Here is a 15646-nt window from a genome sequence, read left to right on the forward strand (position 1 = left end):
GATAGCGTGGCTCAGATGACACGGGTCCTGCTGGTTACCAACGATTTTCCGCCGCGCCGTGGCGGGATCCAGTCGTACCTGGAGGCCTTCGTCGGAGAACTGCTGCGGATCGGCTCGCACGAACTGACCGTCTACGCCCCGAAGTGGAAAGGGTCCGACCAGTTCGACGCCGCAGCGCAGCAGGACGCGGGCTACACCGTGGTGCGTCATGCCACGACCCTGATGGTGCCGGAGCCGATCGTGGCCAACCGCATGCGCGGGCTCATCGCCGAACATCAGATCGACACGGTGTGGTTCGGGGCCGCCGCCCCACTGGCTTTGCTGGGGCCGCTGGCCCGCCGTGCCGGGGCATCGCGTGTGGTGGCCAGCACCCACGGCCACGAGGTGGGCTGGTCGATGTTGCCGGGGGCGCGCAGCGCCCTGCGCCGCATCGGCGACGATGCCGACGTCGTCACGTTCGTCAGCCGCTACACCCGAAGCCGGTTCGCTTCTGCGTTCGGACCTGATGCGGCACTGGAGCATCTGCCGCCGGGAGTCGACACCGAACGTTTCGCCCCTGATCCTTCCGCCAGGGCGGCCATGCGTGACCGTTACGGGCTGGGGGAGCGCCCCGTGGTGGTGTGCCTGTCCCGGCTCGTGCCTCGCAAAGGCCAGGACATGCTGATCCGGGCGATGCCTGCCATCGGCCGCCGGGTGCCGGGGGCCACCCTCGTCATCGTCGGCGGCGGCCCGTACCTGGACACGCTGCAGCGGTTGGCGCACACCCACGGAGTGGCCGAGCACATCGTGTTCACCGGCGGAGTGCCCGCCGCGGAGCTACCCGCACACCACGCGATGGCCGACGTGTTCGCCATGCCGTGTCGGACGAGGGGCGCCGGCCTGGACGTCGAAGGTCTCGGGATTGTCTACCTGGAGGCATCGGCTTGCGGGGTGCCGGTCGTCGCGGGCACTTCTGGAGGGGCGCCCGAGACCGTTCTGGACGGGCAGACCGGTGCGGTCGTCGACGGCACCGACGTCGGCGCGATCGCCACTGCGGTCGGTGATCTGCTGGCAGATCCGGCGCGCGCGGCCGCGATGGGCGTGGCAGGAAGGCACTGGGCGGTGGACAACTGGCAGTGGCGGGCCAAGGGTGCCCGCCTCGCCGAACTGCTGTCCGGCTAGCCGTACAGCGCTTCGATATCGGCGGCGAACTTCTGCGCCACCACCTTGCGCTTGACCTTCAGCGTCGGCGTCAACTCGCCGGTGTCTTCGGTGAAATCCAGCGGCAGGATGCGGAACTTGCGGATCGCCTCGGCCTTGGACACCACCCCGTTGGCATCCTTGATCGCCAGTTCGACCTCGTTGCCCAGATCCGGATCTTCGGCCAGATCGCCGACAGTGGCGTTGTCCGCCTTGCCGTTCCGCTGCTTCCAGCCCGGGAATGCCTCCGGATCGATGGTGATCAGGGCGGCGATGAACGGCTTGGCATCACCGACCACCATGGCCTGGCTGATCAGCGGGTGGGCCCGCAGCTTGTCCTCCAGGATCGCCGGTGCCACGTTCTTGCCGCCGGCGGTGACGATGATCTCCTTCTTGCGGCCGATGATGGTGAGGAAGCCGTCGGAGTCGATGGCGCCGAGATCGCCGGTGTGGAACCACCCGTCCGTGGCGTTTTTGCTCCTCGCGTCCGCAGAAAAGACCGCGTCGGTCTCGGCCTCGTTGTTCCAGTAGCCGCCGAAGACCACGCCGCCGCGGACCAGCAGCTCATCGTCATCGCCCAGGCGCATGCTGTTGCCGGGCACCAACTTTCCGACCGATCCGACCTTGAGGTCATTGACGCGGTTCACGGTGATCGCCGCGCTCGTTTCGGTCAGCCCGTAGCCCTCGTAGATGGTCAGCCCGACCCCGCGGTAGAAGTGGCCCAGCCGCGCGCCCAGTGGTGCGCCGCCGGAGATCGCGGCATGGCAGTCACCGCCGAGCGCGGCCCGCAGCTTGCCGTACACCAACCGATCGAACACCGCGTGTTTGGCCCGCAGCAGCAGTCCCGCATTCCCGGTGTCCTGCGCCTTGCTCCACTCGATCGCGGTGTCGACCGCGATCTGAAAGATCTTGCCCTTACCGTCGTTTCGCGCGTTCTGCTCGGCGGTGTTGTACACCTTCTCGAACACCCGCGGCACCGACACCACCAGCGTCGGCTTGAACACGCCGAAGGTCGGGACCAGGTTCTTGATATCGCTGGTGAAGCCGAGCGTGACCTTGTTGGTGAAGGCCGCGATCGTGATGGCCCGCGCCAGCACGTGGGCCAGCGGCAGGAACACCAGCATCCGCTCGCCCTTGGCGAGCTGGCTGGGGAAGCAGTCCTTGGCGCCGCGAATCTCGTAGACCAGATTCGAGTGCGTCAACTGGCAGCCCTTGGGTTGGCCGGTCGTGCCCGAGGTGTAGATCAGGGTGGCCGGGTCGGCTGCACGGATCCCCGCCAACCGCTTGTCCAGCTCGGCAGCGTCGACCGATTCGCCGGCTTCAGCGAGCGCTTCGAGCGCAGGCGTGGTCGAGCCGTCGATCCGGAACACCTTGCGCAACTGGGGCAGCTGACCGGCGAGTTGCTCGACAGTCTCGGCGTGCGCGTCGGTCTCGGCGAACACCAGCACCGCGGCGGAGTTGTCCAGGACGAAACGCACCTGCTCGGCCGCAGAGGTTTCGTAGACCGGAACGGTGACCGCGCCGGCGGCCAGTATGGCGAAGTCGATGATCGGCCATTCGTAACGGGTCGCCGACAACACCGCCACCCGGTCACCGGGCTTGACCCCTTCGGCGATCAGTCCCAGTGCTGTCGAACGGATCTGGCCGGCCGCCTGGGCGCAGGTCACGTCGGCCCAGGCGCCGTTGACCAGGCGCCGGAAGATCACGTGGTCGGGGTCGTCGGCCTCGTGGCTGAACACCGAGCTGACAATGTTGTCGTGCTCGCCGACGGTGAACGATGCGGGAACACTGAACTCACGCACGATCCTGGCCTCCAGGCTTGTGATAGGGGCTTTGCGGTCAGCCTAGTCGGCCTCTGCAGACCCCAGTGAGCGCATATGTGAAGCTTGTCGTCGATGAACAGCATTCAGATCGCTGACGAGACGTTCGTCGCGGCCGACCCGGTGGTGGTCGGCGAATCGGTCGCGGATCGGGCGAGTTGGCGTCGGTGGTGGCCGGACCTGACCTTGACCGTCATCGAGGACCGCGCCGAGAAGGGCCAGCGCTGGACGGTGGCCGGTGCGTTGACCGGGACCATGGAAGTTTGGCTGGAGGAAATGCTGGACGGGGTGATCCTGCACTATTTCCTGCATGCGGAACCGGCGGGGGCGACGGCCTGGCAGCTGGCGCGCCTGGACCTGGCCAAAATGAACCATCGGCGCCGGGTCGCGGGGAAGGCGATGGCTTTCGAGATCAAACAGCGTCTGGAGGCGTCGCGGCCGGTCGGCGTTTCGCGGCTGGCGTCTCAGGGGTAATGACCGGTCTGGGAGGGTAGATTTCTCCCAGGGAGGCCCTGACAGGTCGTGGACCTCCGCGCGGCGGGGGAGATAGGGCGGGTAGTGGCTGACAAGACGGCGCAGACCATTCACATCGATGCCGATCCTGCGACGGTGATGGACGTCATCGCCGACATCGGCTCATATCCTGATTGGGTTGCCGAGTACAAGGAGACCGAGGTACTCGAGGTCGACGATGCCGGCTTTCCGAAGAAGGCCAGTCTGGTGCTCGATGCGGCGGTGCTCAAGGACACCATGGTGTTGTCCTACGTGTGGCCGCCTGATCACACCTCGGTGACCTGGACGCTGGTGTCGAGTTCGCTGCTCCGTTCGTTGCAGGGTGCATACCGCTTGGCGCCCAAGGGCTCCGGTACCGATGTCACCTATGAGTTGTCGGTCGATCTGATGATTCCGATGATCGGGTTGCTCAAGCGCAAGGCCGAGCGCCGGTTGACCGACACCGCGCTGAAAGACCTCAAGAAACGAGTCGAGGCTGAATGATCGAACACCTGCCCGGATCAGTCTGTTCGTCGGCAAGGGCGGGGTAGGCAAGTCGACGTTGGCGACCGCGACGGCGGTGCGCGACGCCCGCTCGGGTCTGCGGGTGCTCATCGTCTCGACCGATCAGGCGCATTCCACCGGTGACGTCCTCGGCACCGGCCTGATCCCGACGGGGCAGCGGTCGCCTACCCGGGTGCTCAGCGATCTGGAAACCGGACTCGCCGACGCGGGTGGGTTCCTCGACGCCCTCGCGTTGGACACCCTGGCGCTGCTCGAAGCGCGCTGGGCCGAGGTCGCAGGCCCGTTGGCGGCTCGTTTCGGCGAGTCCGATCTGGGTGATGTTGCCCCGGAAGAACTTTCGGCGTTGCCCGGTATTCAGGAAGTGCTCGGCCTCCACGAGGTGGCGGAGTTGGCCGATACGGGGCAGTGGGACCACGTGGTCGTGGACTGCGCCTCCACCGCCGACGCGTTGCGGATGCTGACGCTGCCGTCGACATTCGGGCTCTACCTGGAGCGGGCATGGCCGCGGCACCGCCGGTTGTCCGGCGGTTCAGCGCACGCGAGGAGCAATCAGGGGTCAGACGGCGCCACCGCTGCCATCGTCGCGCTGCTTGAACGTATCGACGCCGGCGTCGGGCGGCTCGGCACGCTGTTGACCGACGGCAGCAGGGTCACCGCCCACCTGGTGCTGACCGCCGAGCGGGTGGTGGCGGCCGAGGCGGTGAGAACCCTGGGTTCGTTGGCGCTGATGGGAGTGCAGGTAGCCGAACTCATCGTCAATCAGATTCTGGTCCAGGATGATTCGTTCGAGTACCGGAATCTTCCTGCCCATCCCGCGTTCGACTGGTACGCCGAGCGGATATCCGAGCAGCAGTCGGTCCTTGACGAACTCGACGCAGGCACCGGTGACGTGCAGCTGATCCTGGTTCCGCATCTGGCCGGGGAGCCGATCGGCCCCAAGGCGCTGGCGGAGCTGCTCGAGGGAGCCCGACGCCGTGACGGATCGCCGCCGCCGGGGCCGCTGCGCCCGATCGTGGACCTTGAATCAGGGTCTGGCCTCGAAGCGGTGTACCGGATGCGGTTAGAGTTGCCGCACGTCGACTCCGCTTCGCTGACGTTGGGCCGCGTCGACGACGACTTGATCATCGGCGTCGGCGGTATGCGGCGCCGGGTGCGGCTGGCGTCCGTCCTGCGGCGATGCATTGTGACGGAGGCGCAGTTGCGAGGCAGTGAGCTGACGGTGCGTTTTCGACCGAATCCGGAGGTGTGGCCGGCATGACTGGGTCCCATACCGACCTCGGGCCGGAACTACGGCAATTGGCGCAGGCTGTCCTCGACAAATTGGACCCCGCGGTGCGCATGGCCGCAGCGCGCGCCGCAGCCACCGCCGCCGGTGGCCCCGGCAAGTGTCAGCAGCTGTGGTGTCCGGTGTGCGCACTCGCGGCCGCGGTCAATGGTGAGCACCACCCGTTACTGGGGGTGATCGCCGAGCACAGCGTGGCGTTGCTGGCGGTGATCCGTGCCGTGCTGAACGACACCGACGATTCTGGTGGTCCCGGGCCCGACGGCGGCCCGGACGGCCCCGGTCCCGCACCGTCAGACGATTCCCCGCCGCCGGGCCCCGGCCGCTATCAGCCCATCCCGGTCATCGTCGAGGATTGAGAGCGCCGGCGTGCAGCGGGCTTGCTGTGGTCGCAATGACACCCGCTGGGTAAAGTTGTCGCAGAGCGCCGTCTGAGGCGCGCAATTGGGAGGGTCCATGTGGTACTGGCTGTTCAAGTTCGTCTTCATGGGACCCGTGCTGTCCTTGCTCGGTCGGCCGAAAGTGACTGGCCTGGAGCATGTTCCGTCGTCGGGCGCGGCGATTCTGGCCAGTAACCACCTCGCGGTCGCCGACAGCTTCTACCTGCCGCTGGCGGAGAGTCGCCGGATCACCTTCCTGGCGAAGTCGGAGTACTTCACCGGCACCGGGATCAAGGGCAGGTTTCAGCGTTGGTTCTACACGGTTGCCGGGCAGGTGCCGATCGACCGCACAGACGCCGACTCGGCCCAGAGCGCGTTGAGTACAGCTCAGCGGATTCTGTCCGAGGGCAAGCTGCTCGGCATGTACCCCGAGGGCACCCGTTCGCCGGACGGACGGCTCTACAAGGGCAAGACGGGGCTGGCCCGGCTGGCGCTGGAGACCGGTGTGCCGGTCATTCCCGTGGCGATGATCGGAACCAATGTGGTGAACCCTCCCGGCAGCAAGATGTGGCGGTTCGGCCGGGTCGAGGTCAGGTTCGGCAAGCCGATGGAGTTCAGCCGGTTCGAGGGGCTGGCCGGTAACCGGTTCATCGAACGCGCCGTGATCGATGAGGTGATGTACGAGCTGATGGATCTGTCCGGTCAGGAGTACGTCGACATCTACGCCGCCGCCGTCAAGGAAAGCTCTGAGCCGGCCAAGCCTGCCGCGCGGATGCCGCACGCGGCCGCCGGCTAGCACCGGAGGTCAGTGGGAGGACGCGACGGCGGCGACAGACGTCCTGGCCCGCGGCACCACGACCGAGACCGTCCCGGCGGCCACGATCACCACGAGCGCCCACCACACGTACGAACCGCCTGCGAGCTGTCGCCACAGCGACGCCGCGGTCTCCCGATGCTCGGGCATCAGGGTGATGGGTGTCCAGACGGTCAGTGCGATCCCCGCCGCGGTCACCGCCGCGAGCAGGATGCTGCGGCGCCGGTAGGTCAGGATCGCCGTCACCAGCAGCGTCGGCAGGATCCACACCCAGTGGTGTGACCACGACACCGGCGAGACCACCAGGCCGAACATCGCCACGCAGATCAGCGCCAGCACCGATGATTCGGGAGCCGTACTGCGCAGGGCCTGTCGGGCCGCCCATACGGTGAGGGCCAGCACCACGAGGCAGGCCAGCACCCACAGCACGAATCGTGGCCCCTCACCGAGCCCGAGCCGGGCCAGCGCGCCCGCGATGTTCTGGTTGGTGTTCAGCGTCGCGGTGCCGATCCGGTCGGTGTTGCGCACCGTTTCGGTCCAGTACTCGACCGAGTCCTTGGCGGCCAGGGCAAACCCGGCCAGTGTCGCGATGATCGTGGCGGCCGCGGTCCGCAGCAGGGCGCGCATGTCCCGGTTCAGCAGGAAGTACAGCAGGAACACGGCCGGGGTGAGTTTCAGCGCGATGGCCAGGCCGAGCAGCATGCCGCGGGGCCACGGGGTACGGCGCGGCACGCAATCGGCGATCACCAGCGTCATCAGCACCACGTTGATCTGGCCGAACTCGAAGTTCGACCGCAGCGGTTCCAGATAGATCACCGCAGGTGCGACGATCGCGGCGGCCAGCCAAACCCGCCGCAGCCAGGCCGGTTCGCCGGTGATGGCGGTCTGCGGCCAGACGTCGAGGCGGGTGAGCACGATGACCGTCGACACGATCAACAGCAACAGGGTGGTCACGGTGATCGCCGCGCTGGCCGCCGGCAGGGACAGCCACGCGAACGGCGCGAAGGCGATGGCGGCCAACGGGGGATAGGTGAAGGGCAGATCGAGTCCGCCCTGGGTGTGGAAGATGGCGCCGTCGGCGTACAGCGGGCCGCCGTTCAACCAGGCCCGTCCGCCCATGCGGTACACGTCGATGTCGATGCGGTACGGGGTGTGTCCCAGCAGCCGCCACGAGGTCCAGACCAGCGCCGCCAGGGTCAGCAGCTGGAACACCCGCCACGCGATGGTTGGCACCCAACCGGCCCCGTCGGGCGACCGCCGCTTTCTCATGTCCTCAACAGACTATCGGGGGTTGCCGGACACCGGTGCATCCGCGGTCGCGACGCGCGCAGGTCGGCTAGGTTTTCTCAACGTGCATCTGATCGTCAATTTCGACTTCGTCTCCCACGATCGCTTGCCGTTGCTGTGTTGCCTGGTGGCTTTCATCTCGACCTTCTTCGTGACCCGCACCGTGGTGCGCTACATCCGGAGACATGCCGACAGCGATCGGCCGCCGCGCTGGTGGCAGCCCCGCAATATCGGCCACGGGTCACTGCACATCCACCACGCGGTCTTCGGGGTGATCCTGGTGATGGTTTCGGGAGTCACCATGGTGACCCTCGCGGTCAACGGCGGGATGGCCGAATTCACCGTGGCGGCCACGTTCTTCGGCATCGGTGCGGCGTTGGTCCTAGACGAGTTCGCGTTGATCCTGCACCTGTCCGACGTGTACTGGGCCGAGGACGGTCGCACGTCGGTGGACGCGGTGTTCGCCGCGGTGGCCGTGGCGGGGCTGCTGATCCTGGGATTCAACCCGCTGTCATTCTTTGATGTCGGTATCTGGCGGTCGGATCACACGTGGGTCGCTCGTGCCATTGTGGTGTTGATTGCGGTGCTGACCCTGCTGCTGGCGGTGGTGGTGCTGCTAAAGGGCAAGGTGTGGACCGGATTGGTGGGCATGTTCATTACCCCGTTGCTGTTCGTCGGCGCGGTCCGACTGTCCCGTCCGCATGCGCCGTGGGCGCGCTGGCGCTACACCAGTCGGCCCCGCAAGATGCACCGCGCGCTGGAGCGGGAGCGTTGGCTGCGCCGTCCGGTGGTGCAGGCCAAGCTGTGGCTGCAGGATGCGATCACCGGATTGCCGCGATTCCCCGACGACGCCGAGGTCGACGAGCAGCTCGACCGGGAGATCCATGCCGCTCCTGCCCCTGGCGCCACCACGACACGACGGGACGGGTAGATGCGGTACTTCTATGACACGGAGTTCATCGACGACGGGCGCACCATCGAGCTGATCTCGATCGGCGTCGTAGCCGAGGACGGCCGCGAATATTACGCTATCTCAACGGAATTCAATCCGGACCGGGCCGGCACCTGGGTGCGCAAGAACGTGCTGCCCAAGCTGCCGTCACCGTCCTCGCAGCTGTGGCGCTCGCGGCGGCAGATCCGCTCGGAGCTGGAGGATTTCTTCGATATCGACGGCGACGAACCGGTCGAGCTGTGGGCCTGGGTGGGCGCCTATGACCATGTGGTGCTGTGCCAGCTGTGGGGGCCGATGACCGATCTGCCGCCCGCGATGCCGCGGTTCACCCGCGAACTGCGGCAGTTCTGGGAGGAGCGTGGGTCGCCGCGGATGCCACCGCGGCCGCGCGATGCGCATGACGCCCTGGTCGACGCCCGGCACAACCTGCTCCGGTTCGAATTGATGACCGGCTCGGTGGCGGCCCCGGCGCCGCACCGGGGCGCAGCATACGGCGAAAAGCGCAGTTGACCGGCGGCTACCATGTACGGGTGAACTGGACCGTCGACATCCCCATCGACCAGCTTCCGCCGCTGCCGCCGCTGACCGACGAGCTTCGGCAACGGCTGGACACCGCGCTGGCCCGCCCGGCTGCTCAGCAGCCCAGTTGGGACGCGGATGCGGCCAAGGCGATGCGGACCGTCCTGGAGAGCGTGCCGCCGGTGACGGTCTCCTCGGAGATCGAGAAGCTCAAGGGTCAGCTGGCCGACGTGGCCCAGGGCAACGCGTTCCTGCTGCAGGGCGGCGACTGCGCCGAGACGTTCGTCGACAACACCGAACCGCACATCCGGGCCAACATCCGGACGTTGCTGCAGATGGCGGTGGTGCTGACCTACGGCTCGAGCATGCCGGTGGTGAAAGTGGCCCGCATCGCCGGCCAGTACGCCAAGCCGCGTTCGGCCGACGTCGATGCGCTGGGGCTGAAGTCCTACCGCGGTGACATGGTCAACGGCTTTGCCCCCGACGCCGCGGTGCGTCAGCATGACCCGTCCCGGTTGGTGCGGGCCTACGCCAACGCCAGCGCGGCGATGAACCTGGTTCGCGCCCTGACCTCCTCGGGTCTGGCGTCGCTGCACCTGGTGCACGATTGGAACCGCGAGTTCGTCCGGACCTCACCGGCCGGCGCCCGTTACGAGGCCCTGGCCGGGGAGATCGACCGTGGCCTGAGGTTCATGTCGGCCTGCGGGGTGGCCGACCGCAACCTGCAGACGGCGGAGATCTTCGCCAGTCACGAGGCCCTGGTGCTGGACTACGAGCGCGCCATGCTGCGGCTCTCGAACGCCGCCGAGGGCACCCCCAAGCTCTACTGTCAGTCTGCCCATTACCTGTGGATCGGTGAGCGGACCCGCCAGCTCGACGGTGCGCACGTGGCGTTCGCCGAGGTGATCGCCAACCCGATCGGCGTGAAGCTGGGTCCCACCATGACACCGGAGCTCGCGGTGGAATACGTCGAGCGGCTCGATCCGCACAACGAGCCGGGCCGGCTGACCCTGGTGACCCGGATGGGCAACAACAAGGTGCGCGACCTGCTCCCGCCGATCATCGAAAAGGTTCAAGCCACCGGTCATCAGGTGATCTGGCAGTGCGATCCGATGCACGGCAACACCCACGAATCCTCGACCGGTTACAAGACCCGGCATTTCGACCGCATCGTCGACGAGGTGCAGGGATTCTTTGAGGTGCACCGTGCGCTGGGCACCCATCCGGGCGGTATCCACGTCGAGATCACCGGTGAGAACGTCACCGAGTGTCTCGGTGGGGCGCAGGACATTTCGGATTCTGATCTGGCCGGCCGGTACGAGACTGCGTGCGACCCACGGCTGAACACCCAGCAGAGCCTGGAGTTGGCTTTCCTGGTCGCCGAGATGCTGCGCGACTGAACCGCTGCCCCTCAGGCTTTTTCGGCGGCCACGGCCTCCACCGCGAAGGTGTGGATGCGGGGCGGATCGGTCGGGGTCAATGCGATGGTGACGTCGATTCTCCCGCGCGTGCCCGGCAGGCGATACGTCGCTTCGGTGGGTGATCGCAGCGCCATCTCTGCCTGACCATCGCGGTCGCCCACCGCATTTCGTGCGGCGGTGATCGCCGCGACCCGTTCGCCGAGCGGCACGTCGAGCAGCACGTTGTCGGCGAATGCCGGTTCCTGCAGTGCCGTCGGCTCGGCGATCACCCGTTCTACCAGCTCGAGGGCTGACCGCATGGCCGGCGTCGGGCGTGCCTCGGCCCGGCGGCTCGGGTGCTGCCGCAGTAGCGCATCGAGGGCTGCGCGGGCCGGTGCTGCCACCGGCGCATAGGTGCCGTTGGCGAAGGCGACGACGCCAAGGCCGCTGTCTTGATGCCAGCCCATGTAGGACCCGAAGCCGGGATAGCCGCCGAGGTGTTGGCTGATCGCCCCCCATCGGGGGTCGGTCTCGACGAAGAGGCCGTAGCCGTATCCGGACAATCCCCAGTCGAAGCCGTTGCTTTTCAACCGGTTCCGCTCGCCGGGTGCCTCCGCGAGGTGGAACGGCACGAGTCGGTGTGGCTGCTGCATGTCACGCCGGGATGCGCGGGCCAGCACCGCGTCGTCACCGCCGCCTGCGGGGAAGGCCTCGGCGAGCCAGCCGATCCACCGCGCGATATCGCCCGTCGTGCTCAGCAGCCCTCCGATGGCAGAGAAGCTGCCCGGGGCGCTGAACGGTTGCAGCTCCCAATCGCCGCTGCGGGTCAGGCGGTAACCGTTGGCCAGCCGCCCGGACGGCACCGTGCGGTAATCGTAGGTGGTGTCGGTCAGTCCCAGCGGTTCCAGCAGTTCGCTCGTGAGGTAACCGACGAAGTCACGACCGGTGACCGCTTCCACGACGCGGCCCAGGATGGCGAACCCCAGATTGGAGTAGACGAACGCGGTGCCCGGGGCGTAGGCGCCCGCCACCGGACGGGCAAGCAGTTCGTCGAACGTGTCCTGCGACATGCTCTCCTGCCGGTCGGCCCATGGATCGTCGCTGGGCAGTCCACTGCTCATCGTCAGACAATGGCGCAGGGTGATCGGCGGCGAGTCCCTGGTGTGGCCGCCCAGCCCGGTCGCCTGCGGCAGATGGCCGATGACGGGATCGTCGAGCCGGAGCAGGCCCTGATCCCGTAATTGCAGGAGCGCGGCCGCGGTGAAGCTCTTCGACATCGACGCGATCCGGAACACCCGTTCGTCAGCCGCCCGGGCGCCGGTGGCGCAATCGGTGACGCCATGGCCGGCGACGTGTACCGTCCGGCCGTCTGCGACCACCGCGAACCGCACACCGGGAGCGCGTCGGCGTTCGTGGAATTCGGCGACGATGTCGTCGGCGGCGCTGAAGTCGAGGTCCATCAGGCGACCTCGACATCAGCGTCGCGGCGGTCCTCATCCGGCGGAGCGAGCATCAGGAAGTGTGTGTCACTGCGCGGCCGCAGGTAGCAGAGGTAGTAGCCCAGGGCGAGCAGCACGGATGCGCCCGCGACGATCAGATCCGAGCGGACCTGTTGGCTCAGTACGGCAACGGACATGAGGATCGCGACGACCGGCCACACGGGCCACAGCGGCATTCGGTAGGGGCGGTCCAGGCCGGGGGAGCGCAGCCGGCTCACCAGGGCCGATGCCGCGACGAGAATGAACTCGACCGCGAGCAGCGCGCCGGTCCACGTCGTCAGTGTGGCGACATCCGAGGACAGGATCATCACCGCGCCGCCGATCCCCACCAGAATCGTTGCCAGCCAGGGCGTGCCGTACTTGGGGTGGACCACGGCCAGGGCCCGGCTGATGGGCGCGGGCCAGGCCATGTCACGGCCGGTGCTGTACAGGATCCGCGCGTAGTACGGCATGAGGGCGATGACGGCGTTGAGCACAGCGACCGCGATGCCGAGACTGATGATGGTGTTGAAGGTCTCGCCACCGATGGAGGTCAGGACATACCGCCAGGGGTTGTCCGACTGGGACATCTCGGTCAGGGAGGGCGCGGCGAGGGTGGCGGCCGCCACCGGAAACACCTCGCATGCGACGGCGACGCCCAGGGCGATGAAAACGGCGCGGGCCACGTTGCGGCGGGCGCCGACAGTCTCCTCGGAGAAGATCAGTGCACCCTGGAAGCCGTTGTAGGCGAAGCTACCGACGGCGATACCCGCTACCAGTGCGCTCAGGGTGAGGGGGCTGGCGATTCCGTGGGCATCGAAGACCTCGGGATGCAACAGCGTGGTCACCGGGCGTTGCACGTTGATGAATCCGAACACCGCCACCAACACGACGGCCACGATCTCGACGACGAGCAGGACGGTCACGGCGATCGCGTTCAGGCGGACCCCGAACAAGGCGATCACGGCACCGCCGATGATGATCACGGCGCCGAGAATGTTCGCGTCCACGTTGACGATGACGCGCAGATATTCGGCCATTCCGAGCGCGACGACGGATGGGATCAGGACGGCCTGCACGGGACCGGTGATGAACATCGAGACGAATCCGGGGGCGCGGCCCATGATGCGGGCGATGAACGTGTAGTCACCGCCGGCGATCGGGTAGGCCGCGCCCAACTCTGCCCAGCAGAACGCCAGCGACAATCCGAGAACCGCCGCGATGCAGAAGGTCAGCGCGGCGCCGGTGCCGTTCAGGGCGAACAGGACCGGCGCGATGATGAACGCCCCGGTCGCCGGGGTGGTCGCGGAGACGACCAGCGAGGCGTTCTCCCACAGGCTGAGATCGCGTTTGAGCTCTTGCTTGTATGCCCGGGAACCGCCGGGCTTGGAGTCGCGCATGTGTGCCTTTCTCGTGGCCGGAACCGCACCGGACCGGATCATCGTGGCCGCAGTTGTGACGGTTGTCAACAGTGATGACAACAGTGATGTCCACAACGTTTACCGGGCCTGTCGGGTTCTGGCCGCTCGGCATGCGATGCTGGCTGTCGTGAACAGCAGCGGACGACCCGGGGCAGCCCGCGCACGCAACGGCGCCGTCCGACTGGACCGTGCGATGATCCTCGCCGCGGCCCAGGAAATCTGCGATCGCGAGGGATTGCGCGCGCTCACCGTGCGCCGGCTGGGCAACGAACTCGGTGTGGATGCCACGGCCATGTACCGGCACTTCCGGGACAAATCCGAGCTGATATCGGCGCTCATCGACGAGTTGTTCCGACTCGAGGTCGACGAGCCGGACCCCGCGGGTCACTGGCGCGCCAACCTACGGAAACTGATGCTCCAGTGGTGGCAGATCTATCGCCGCCACGAGGGCCTGGCCGCCGCCATGGCCGGCCAGCCGGACGACGAACCACAGCTGTTCCACCTCACGGAGTGGACCGTTCGCGAACTGATCCGGGCCGGGATCGGCGAGGACGAACTGGGTCTCTACCACCAGACCATCTACAACCACACGGTCGGAAACGGCTTGGTCGCGGCGCTGTCGCCGTGGCTGACCGACGCCACGCTGCGCGACGAGCAGCGTCGCCAGTACGCCGCGCTGGACCCGGGCAGATTCCCATCGTCGGCGGCGGCGGCCCCGACGATCTACCCGGACACCGCAGAGGTTTTCGAGTTCAGCGTCGAAGTGTTGCTGGATGCCATCGAGAATCGTGGTCGCAGGCCGGTGGGTGGCTAGATGAGCGTGCCGATATTGCTTCCCAGCATCCAGGCCGCGGCGGCGACAAGGCCGGTCGTGGTGAGCACCGCGAGCACCCAGAACACCAACACCCGCCGCGCGCGTTGCTGCGCCCAGTAGAACTCGCTCATCTCGATCCCGGCGAATTGCCCTGAGACCCCGACGTGTTCGTCGTAGTCGGCAGGCTCGGCCGGCATCGGTGACCACCCCTGTTCGGCGGTCAGCTCGCGGGTGAGCTGTCGGGGTGCCGCAGGCGGTGGCGGCGCTGCCGTCATATCTGTGGTCGCCGAAGCGTCGCGGCGGCTGTGAAAACGCGTGGCGGCCAGGTGTTGTGCAGAGTTGCGCGGCGCCGGGACGTGAAAGTCGGGCAGGCCCAATTCCTCGACGATGGTTTCCAGATCGCTGCGCATGGCGTCGGCATCGGCGTAACGCTGCGTCGCCTCACGTACGGTTGCCCGCCGCACCAGATCATCGAATTGCCTTGGTACCCCGGCGATTACCGTGCTCGGCGGGCGAACGTCGTTGTCCATCCGCTGATATGCCACCGCGAGCGCGGAGTCCCCGGTGAAAGGCGTGACGCCGGTCAGGAGTTCATAGATGAGGATCCCGACCGCGTAGACATCGCTACGCGGATCGGCGTCGCCGGTGCTCACCTGCTCGGGTGACAGGTACGCCGCAGTGCCCAGAATCACACTCGTGGAGGTGATCTTGGCTTCCGCGACCGCACGGACGAGCCCGAAATCGGCGATCTTGACCTCGCCGTCGTCGGAGATCAGCACGTTCTCCGGCTTGATGTCGCGGTGCACCAGACCGGCCCGGTGGGCCACCGCCAGACCGCTCAGCACCGGGGCCAGCACCGCGGCGACCGCATGCGGTGGCATCGGGCCGCGTTCGGTCAGCAGTTCGCGCAGCGTGCCACCCTCGATCAATTCCATCACCAGGAACGGGTGGCGCCGGTCACGCTGGAGGTCAACGCCCTGGTCGTACACGGCGACCAGCCCCGGATCCTTCAGCCGGGCCACCGCCCGGGCCTCCCGCTGGAACCTGGTGAGGAAGTGCTCGTCGCCGGCGTACCGGGAGTCCATGACCTTCAGGGCGACCGGACGGTCGAGACGAACGTCCAGACCGCGGTACACCGTTGACATCCCGCCCGTGGCTATTGCGCCGTCGACGCGGTACCGCCCGTCCAGCACAGTGCCGACGAGTGGATCCGATTGCTCCGAGGGCTCCACCGCAGACATGTTACGGAGTGCTTGGGCTCGACAGGCTCTACACTCAGTGCG

General features: G+C 67.3%; 15 protein-coding genes. 10 read left to right on the forward strand and 5 right to left on the reverse strand.

The window, feature by feature from the left end; translation table 11 throughout:
* The first annotated feature begins 15 nt into the window (after nt 1-15).
* Entirely contained in the window at nt 16-1161 is a 1146-nt protein-coding gene (pimB, locus tag M1247_RS24680) for a GDP-mannose-dependent alpha-(1-6)-phosphatidylinositol monomannoside mannosyltransferase (RefSeq protein ID WP_317159027.1), read from the forward strand.
* Here the strand turns inward: pimB and M1247_RS24685 are convergent.
* A complete protein-coding gene (locus M1247_RS24685) occupies nt 1158-2981 on the reverse strand; it encodes an AMP-dependent synthetase/ligase (RefSeq protein ID WP_317159028.1) in 1824 nt (607 codons plus the stop codon). The genes pimB and M1247_RS24685 overlap by 4 nt on opposite strands.
* Nucleotides 2982-3074: 93 nt before the next feature.
* On the opposite strand from M1247_RS24685, the gene M1247_RS24690 reads away from it, so the two are divergent.
* The 5 genes from M1247_RS24690 to M1247_RS24710 all read left to right on the forward strand — a co-directional run bounded on the left by M1247_RS24690 (nt 3075) and on the right by M1247_RS24710 (nt 6474).
* Complete coding sequence (locus M1247_RS24690; RefSeq protein ID WP_317159029.1) at nt 3075-3473, forward strand: polyketide cyclase / dehydrase and lipid transport; 399 nt, start codon at nt 3075-3077, stop codon at nt 3471-3473.
* 84 nt (nt 3474-3557) lie between these two features.
* Nucleotides 3558-3995 (forward strand): SRPBCC family protein, encoded by a 438-nt coding sequence (locus tag M1247_RS24695; protein ID WP_317159030.1) that lies wholly within the window; start codon nt 3558-3560, stop codon nt 3993-3995.
* A complete protein-coding gene (locus M1247_RS24700) occupies nt 3988-5274 on the forward strand; it encodes an ArsA family ATPase (protein ID WP_317159123.1) in 1287 nt (428 codons plus the stop codon). Before M1247_RS24695 ends, M1247_RS24700 begins: the two co-directional genes overlap by 8 nt.
* Complete coding sequence (locus tag M1247_RS24705; protein WP_317159031.1) at nt 5271-5657, forward strand: hypothetical protein; 387 nt, start codon at nt 5271-5273, stop codon at nt 5655-5657. Before M1247_RS24700 ends, M1247_RS24705 begins: the two co-directional genes overlap by 4 nt.
* Nucleotides 5658-5754: 97 nt before the next feature.
* Nucleotides 5755-6474: a lysophospholipid acyltransferase family protein gene (locus tag M1247_RS24710; protein WP_317159032.1), complete on the forward strand. Its 720-nt coding sequence runs from the start codon at nt 5755-5757 to the stop codon at nt 6472-6474.
* A gap of 9 nt (nt 6475-6483) precedes the next feature.
* Here M1247_RS24710 and M1247_RS24715 read toward each other — a convergent pair whose 3' ends face one another.
* Nucleotides 6484-7761, reverse strand: a complete 1278-nt coding sequence (locus M1247_RS24715) for a glycosyltransferase 87 family protein (protein WP_317159033.1) — start codon at nt 7759-7761, stop codon at nt 6484-6486.
* A gap of 82 nt (nt 7762-7843) precedes the next feature.
* Between M1247_RS24715 and M1247_RS24720 the strand changes: the two genes are divergently transcribed.
* The 3 genes from M1247_RS24720 to M1247_RS24730 are packed head-to-tail and all read left to right on the forward strand — an operon-like array spanning nt 7844 to nt 10650.
* Entirely contained in the window at nt 7844-8710 is an 867-nt protein-coding gene (locus M1247_RS24720; RefSeq protein WP_317159034.1) for a hypothetical protein, read from the forward strand.
* Entirely contained in the window at nt 8711-9241 is a 531-nt protein-coding gene (locus M1247_RS24725) for a polyadenylate-specific 3'-exoribonuclease AS (protein ID WP_317159035.1), read from the forward strand.
* Nucleotides 9242-9261: 20 nt separating this feature from the next.
* Complete coding sequence (locus tag M1247_RS24730) at nt 9262-10650, forward strand: class II 3-deoxy-7-phosphoheptulonate synthase (protein ID WP_317159036.1); 1389 nt, start codon at nt 9262-9264, stop codon at nt 10648-10650.
* Nucleotides 10651-10661: 11 nt separating this feature from the next.
* Here the strand turns inward: M1247_RS24730 and M1247_RS24735 are convergent, their stop codons facing one another.
* Together M1247_RS24735 and M1247_RS24740 are read right to left on the reverse strand one after the other, a co-directional pair.
* Nucleotides 10662-12110 carry a serine hydrolase domain-containing protein gene (locus M1247_RS24735; RefSeq protein ID WP_317159037.1) on the reverse strand — a complete coding sequence of 483 codons (1449 nt, stop codon included), beginning with the start codon at nt 12108-12110 and terminating at the stop codon, nt 10662-10664.
* Nucleotides 12110-13528 carry an APC family permease gene (locus tag M1247_RS24740; RefSeq protein ID WP_317159038.1) on the reverse strand — a complete coding sequence of 473 codons (1419 nt, stop codon included), beginning with the start codon at nt 13526-13528 and terminating at the stop codon, nt 12110-12112. Before M1247_RS24740 ends, M1247_RS24735 begins: the two co-directional genes overlap by 1 nt.
* On the opposite strand from M1247_RS24740, the gene M1247_RS24745 reads away from it, so the two are divergent.
* Complete coding sequence (locus tag M1247_RS24745) at nt 13527-14363, forward strand: TetR/AcrR family transcriptional regulator (RefSeq protein ID WP_317159039.1); 837 nt, start codon at nt 13527-13529, stop codon at nt 14361-14363. The genes M1247_RS24740 and M1247_RS24745 overlap by 2 nt on opposite strands.
* Here the strand turns inward: M1247_RS24745 and M1247_RS24750 are convergent.
* Complete coding sequence (locus M1247_RS24750; protein WP_317159040.1) at nt 14360-15604, reverse strand: protein kinase domain-containing protein; 1245 nt, start codon at nt 15602-15604, stop codon at nt 14360-14362. The two genes, M1247_RS24745 and M1247_RS24750, sit on opposite strands and share 4 nt — an antisense overlap.
* Nucleotides 15605-15646 lie beyond the last annotated feature (42 nt).

It is taken from the genome of Mycobacterium appelbergii (assembly GCF_032883035.1).
Taxonomy (GTDB): Bacteria; Actinomycetota; Actinomycetes; order Mycobacteriales; family Mycobacteriaceae; genus Mycobacterium; species Mycobacterium appelbergii.

What these genes read in the sequence shown, in the direction of transcription:
- pimB (WP_317159027.1), top strand. Translation starts at nt 16, where the DNA reads ATGACACGGGTCCTGCTGGTTACCAACGATTTTCCGCCGCGCCGTGGC.
- M1247_RS24690 (WP_317159029.1), top strand. Translation starts at nt 3,075, where the DNA reads ATGAACAGCATTCAGATCGCTGACGAGACGTTCGTCGCGGCCGACCCG.
- M1247_RS24705 (WP_317159031.1), top strand. Translation starts at nt 5,271, where the DNA reads ATGACTGGGTCCCATACCGACCTCGGGCCGGAACTACGGCAATTGGCG.
- M1247_RS24710 (WP_317159032.1), top strand. Translation starts at nt 5,755, where the DNA reads ATGTGGTACTGGCTGTTCAAGTTCGTCTTCATGGGACCCGTGCTGTCC.
- M1247_RS24715 (WP_317159033.1), bottom strand. Translation starts at nt 7,761, where the DNA reads ATGAGAAAGCGGCGGTCGCCCGACGGGGCCGGTTGGGTGCCAACCATC.
- M1247_RS24725 (WP_317159035.1), top strand. Translation starts at nt 8,711, where the DNA reads ATGCGGTACTTCTATGACACGGAGTTCATCGACGACGGGCGCACCATC.
- M1247_RS24735 (WP_317159037.1), bottom strand. Translation starts at nt 12,110, where the DNA reads ATGGACCTCGACTTCAGCGCCGCCGACGACATCGTCGCCGAATTCCAC.
- M1247_RS24745 (WP_317159039.1), top strand. Translation starts at nt 13,527, where the DNA reads ATGTGTGCCTTTCTCGTGGCCGGAACCGCACCGGACCGGATCATCGTG.
- M1247_RS24740 (WP_317159038.1), bottom strand. Translation starts at nt 13,528, where the DNA reads ATGCGCGACTCCAAGCCCGGCGGTTCCCGGGCATACAAGCAAGAGCTC.
- M1247_RS24750 (WP_317159040.1), bottom strand. Translation starts at nt 15,604, where the DNA reads ATGTCTGCGGTGGAGCCCTCGGAGCAATCGGATCCACTCGTCGGCACT.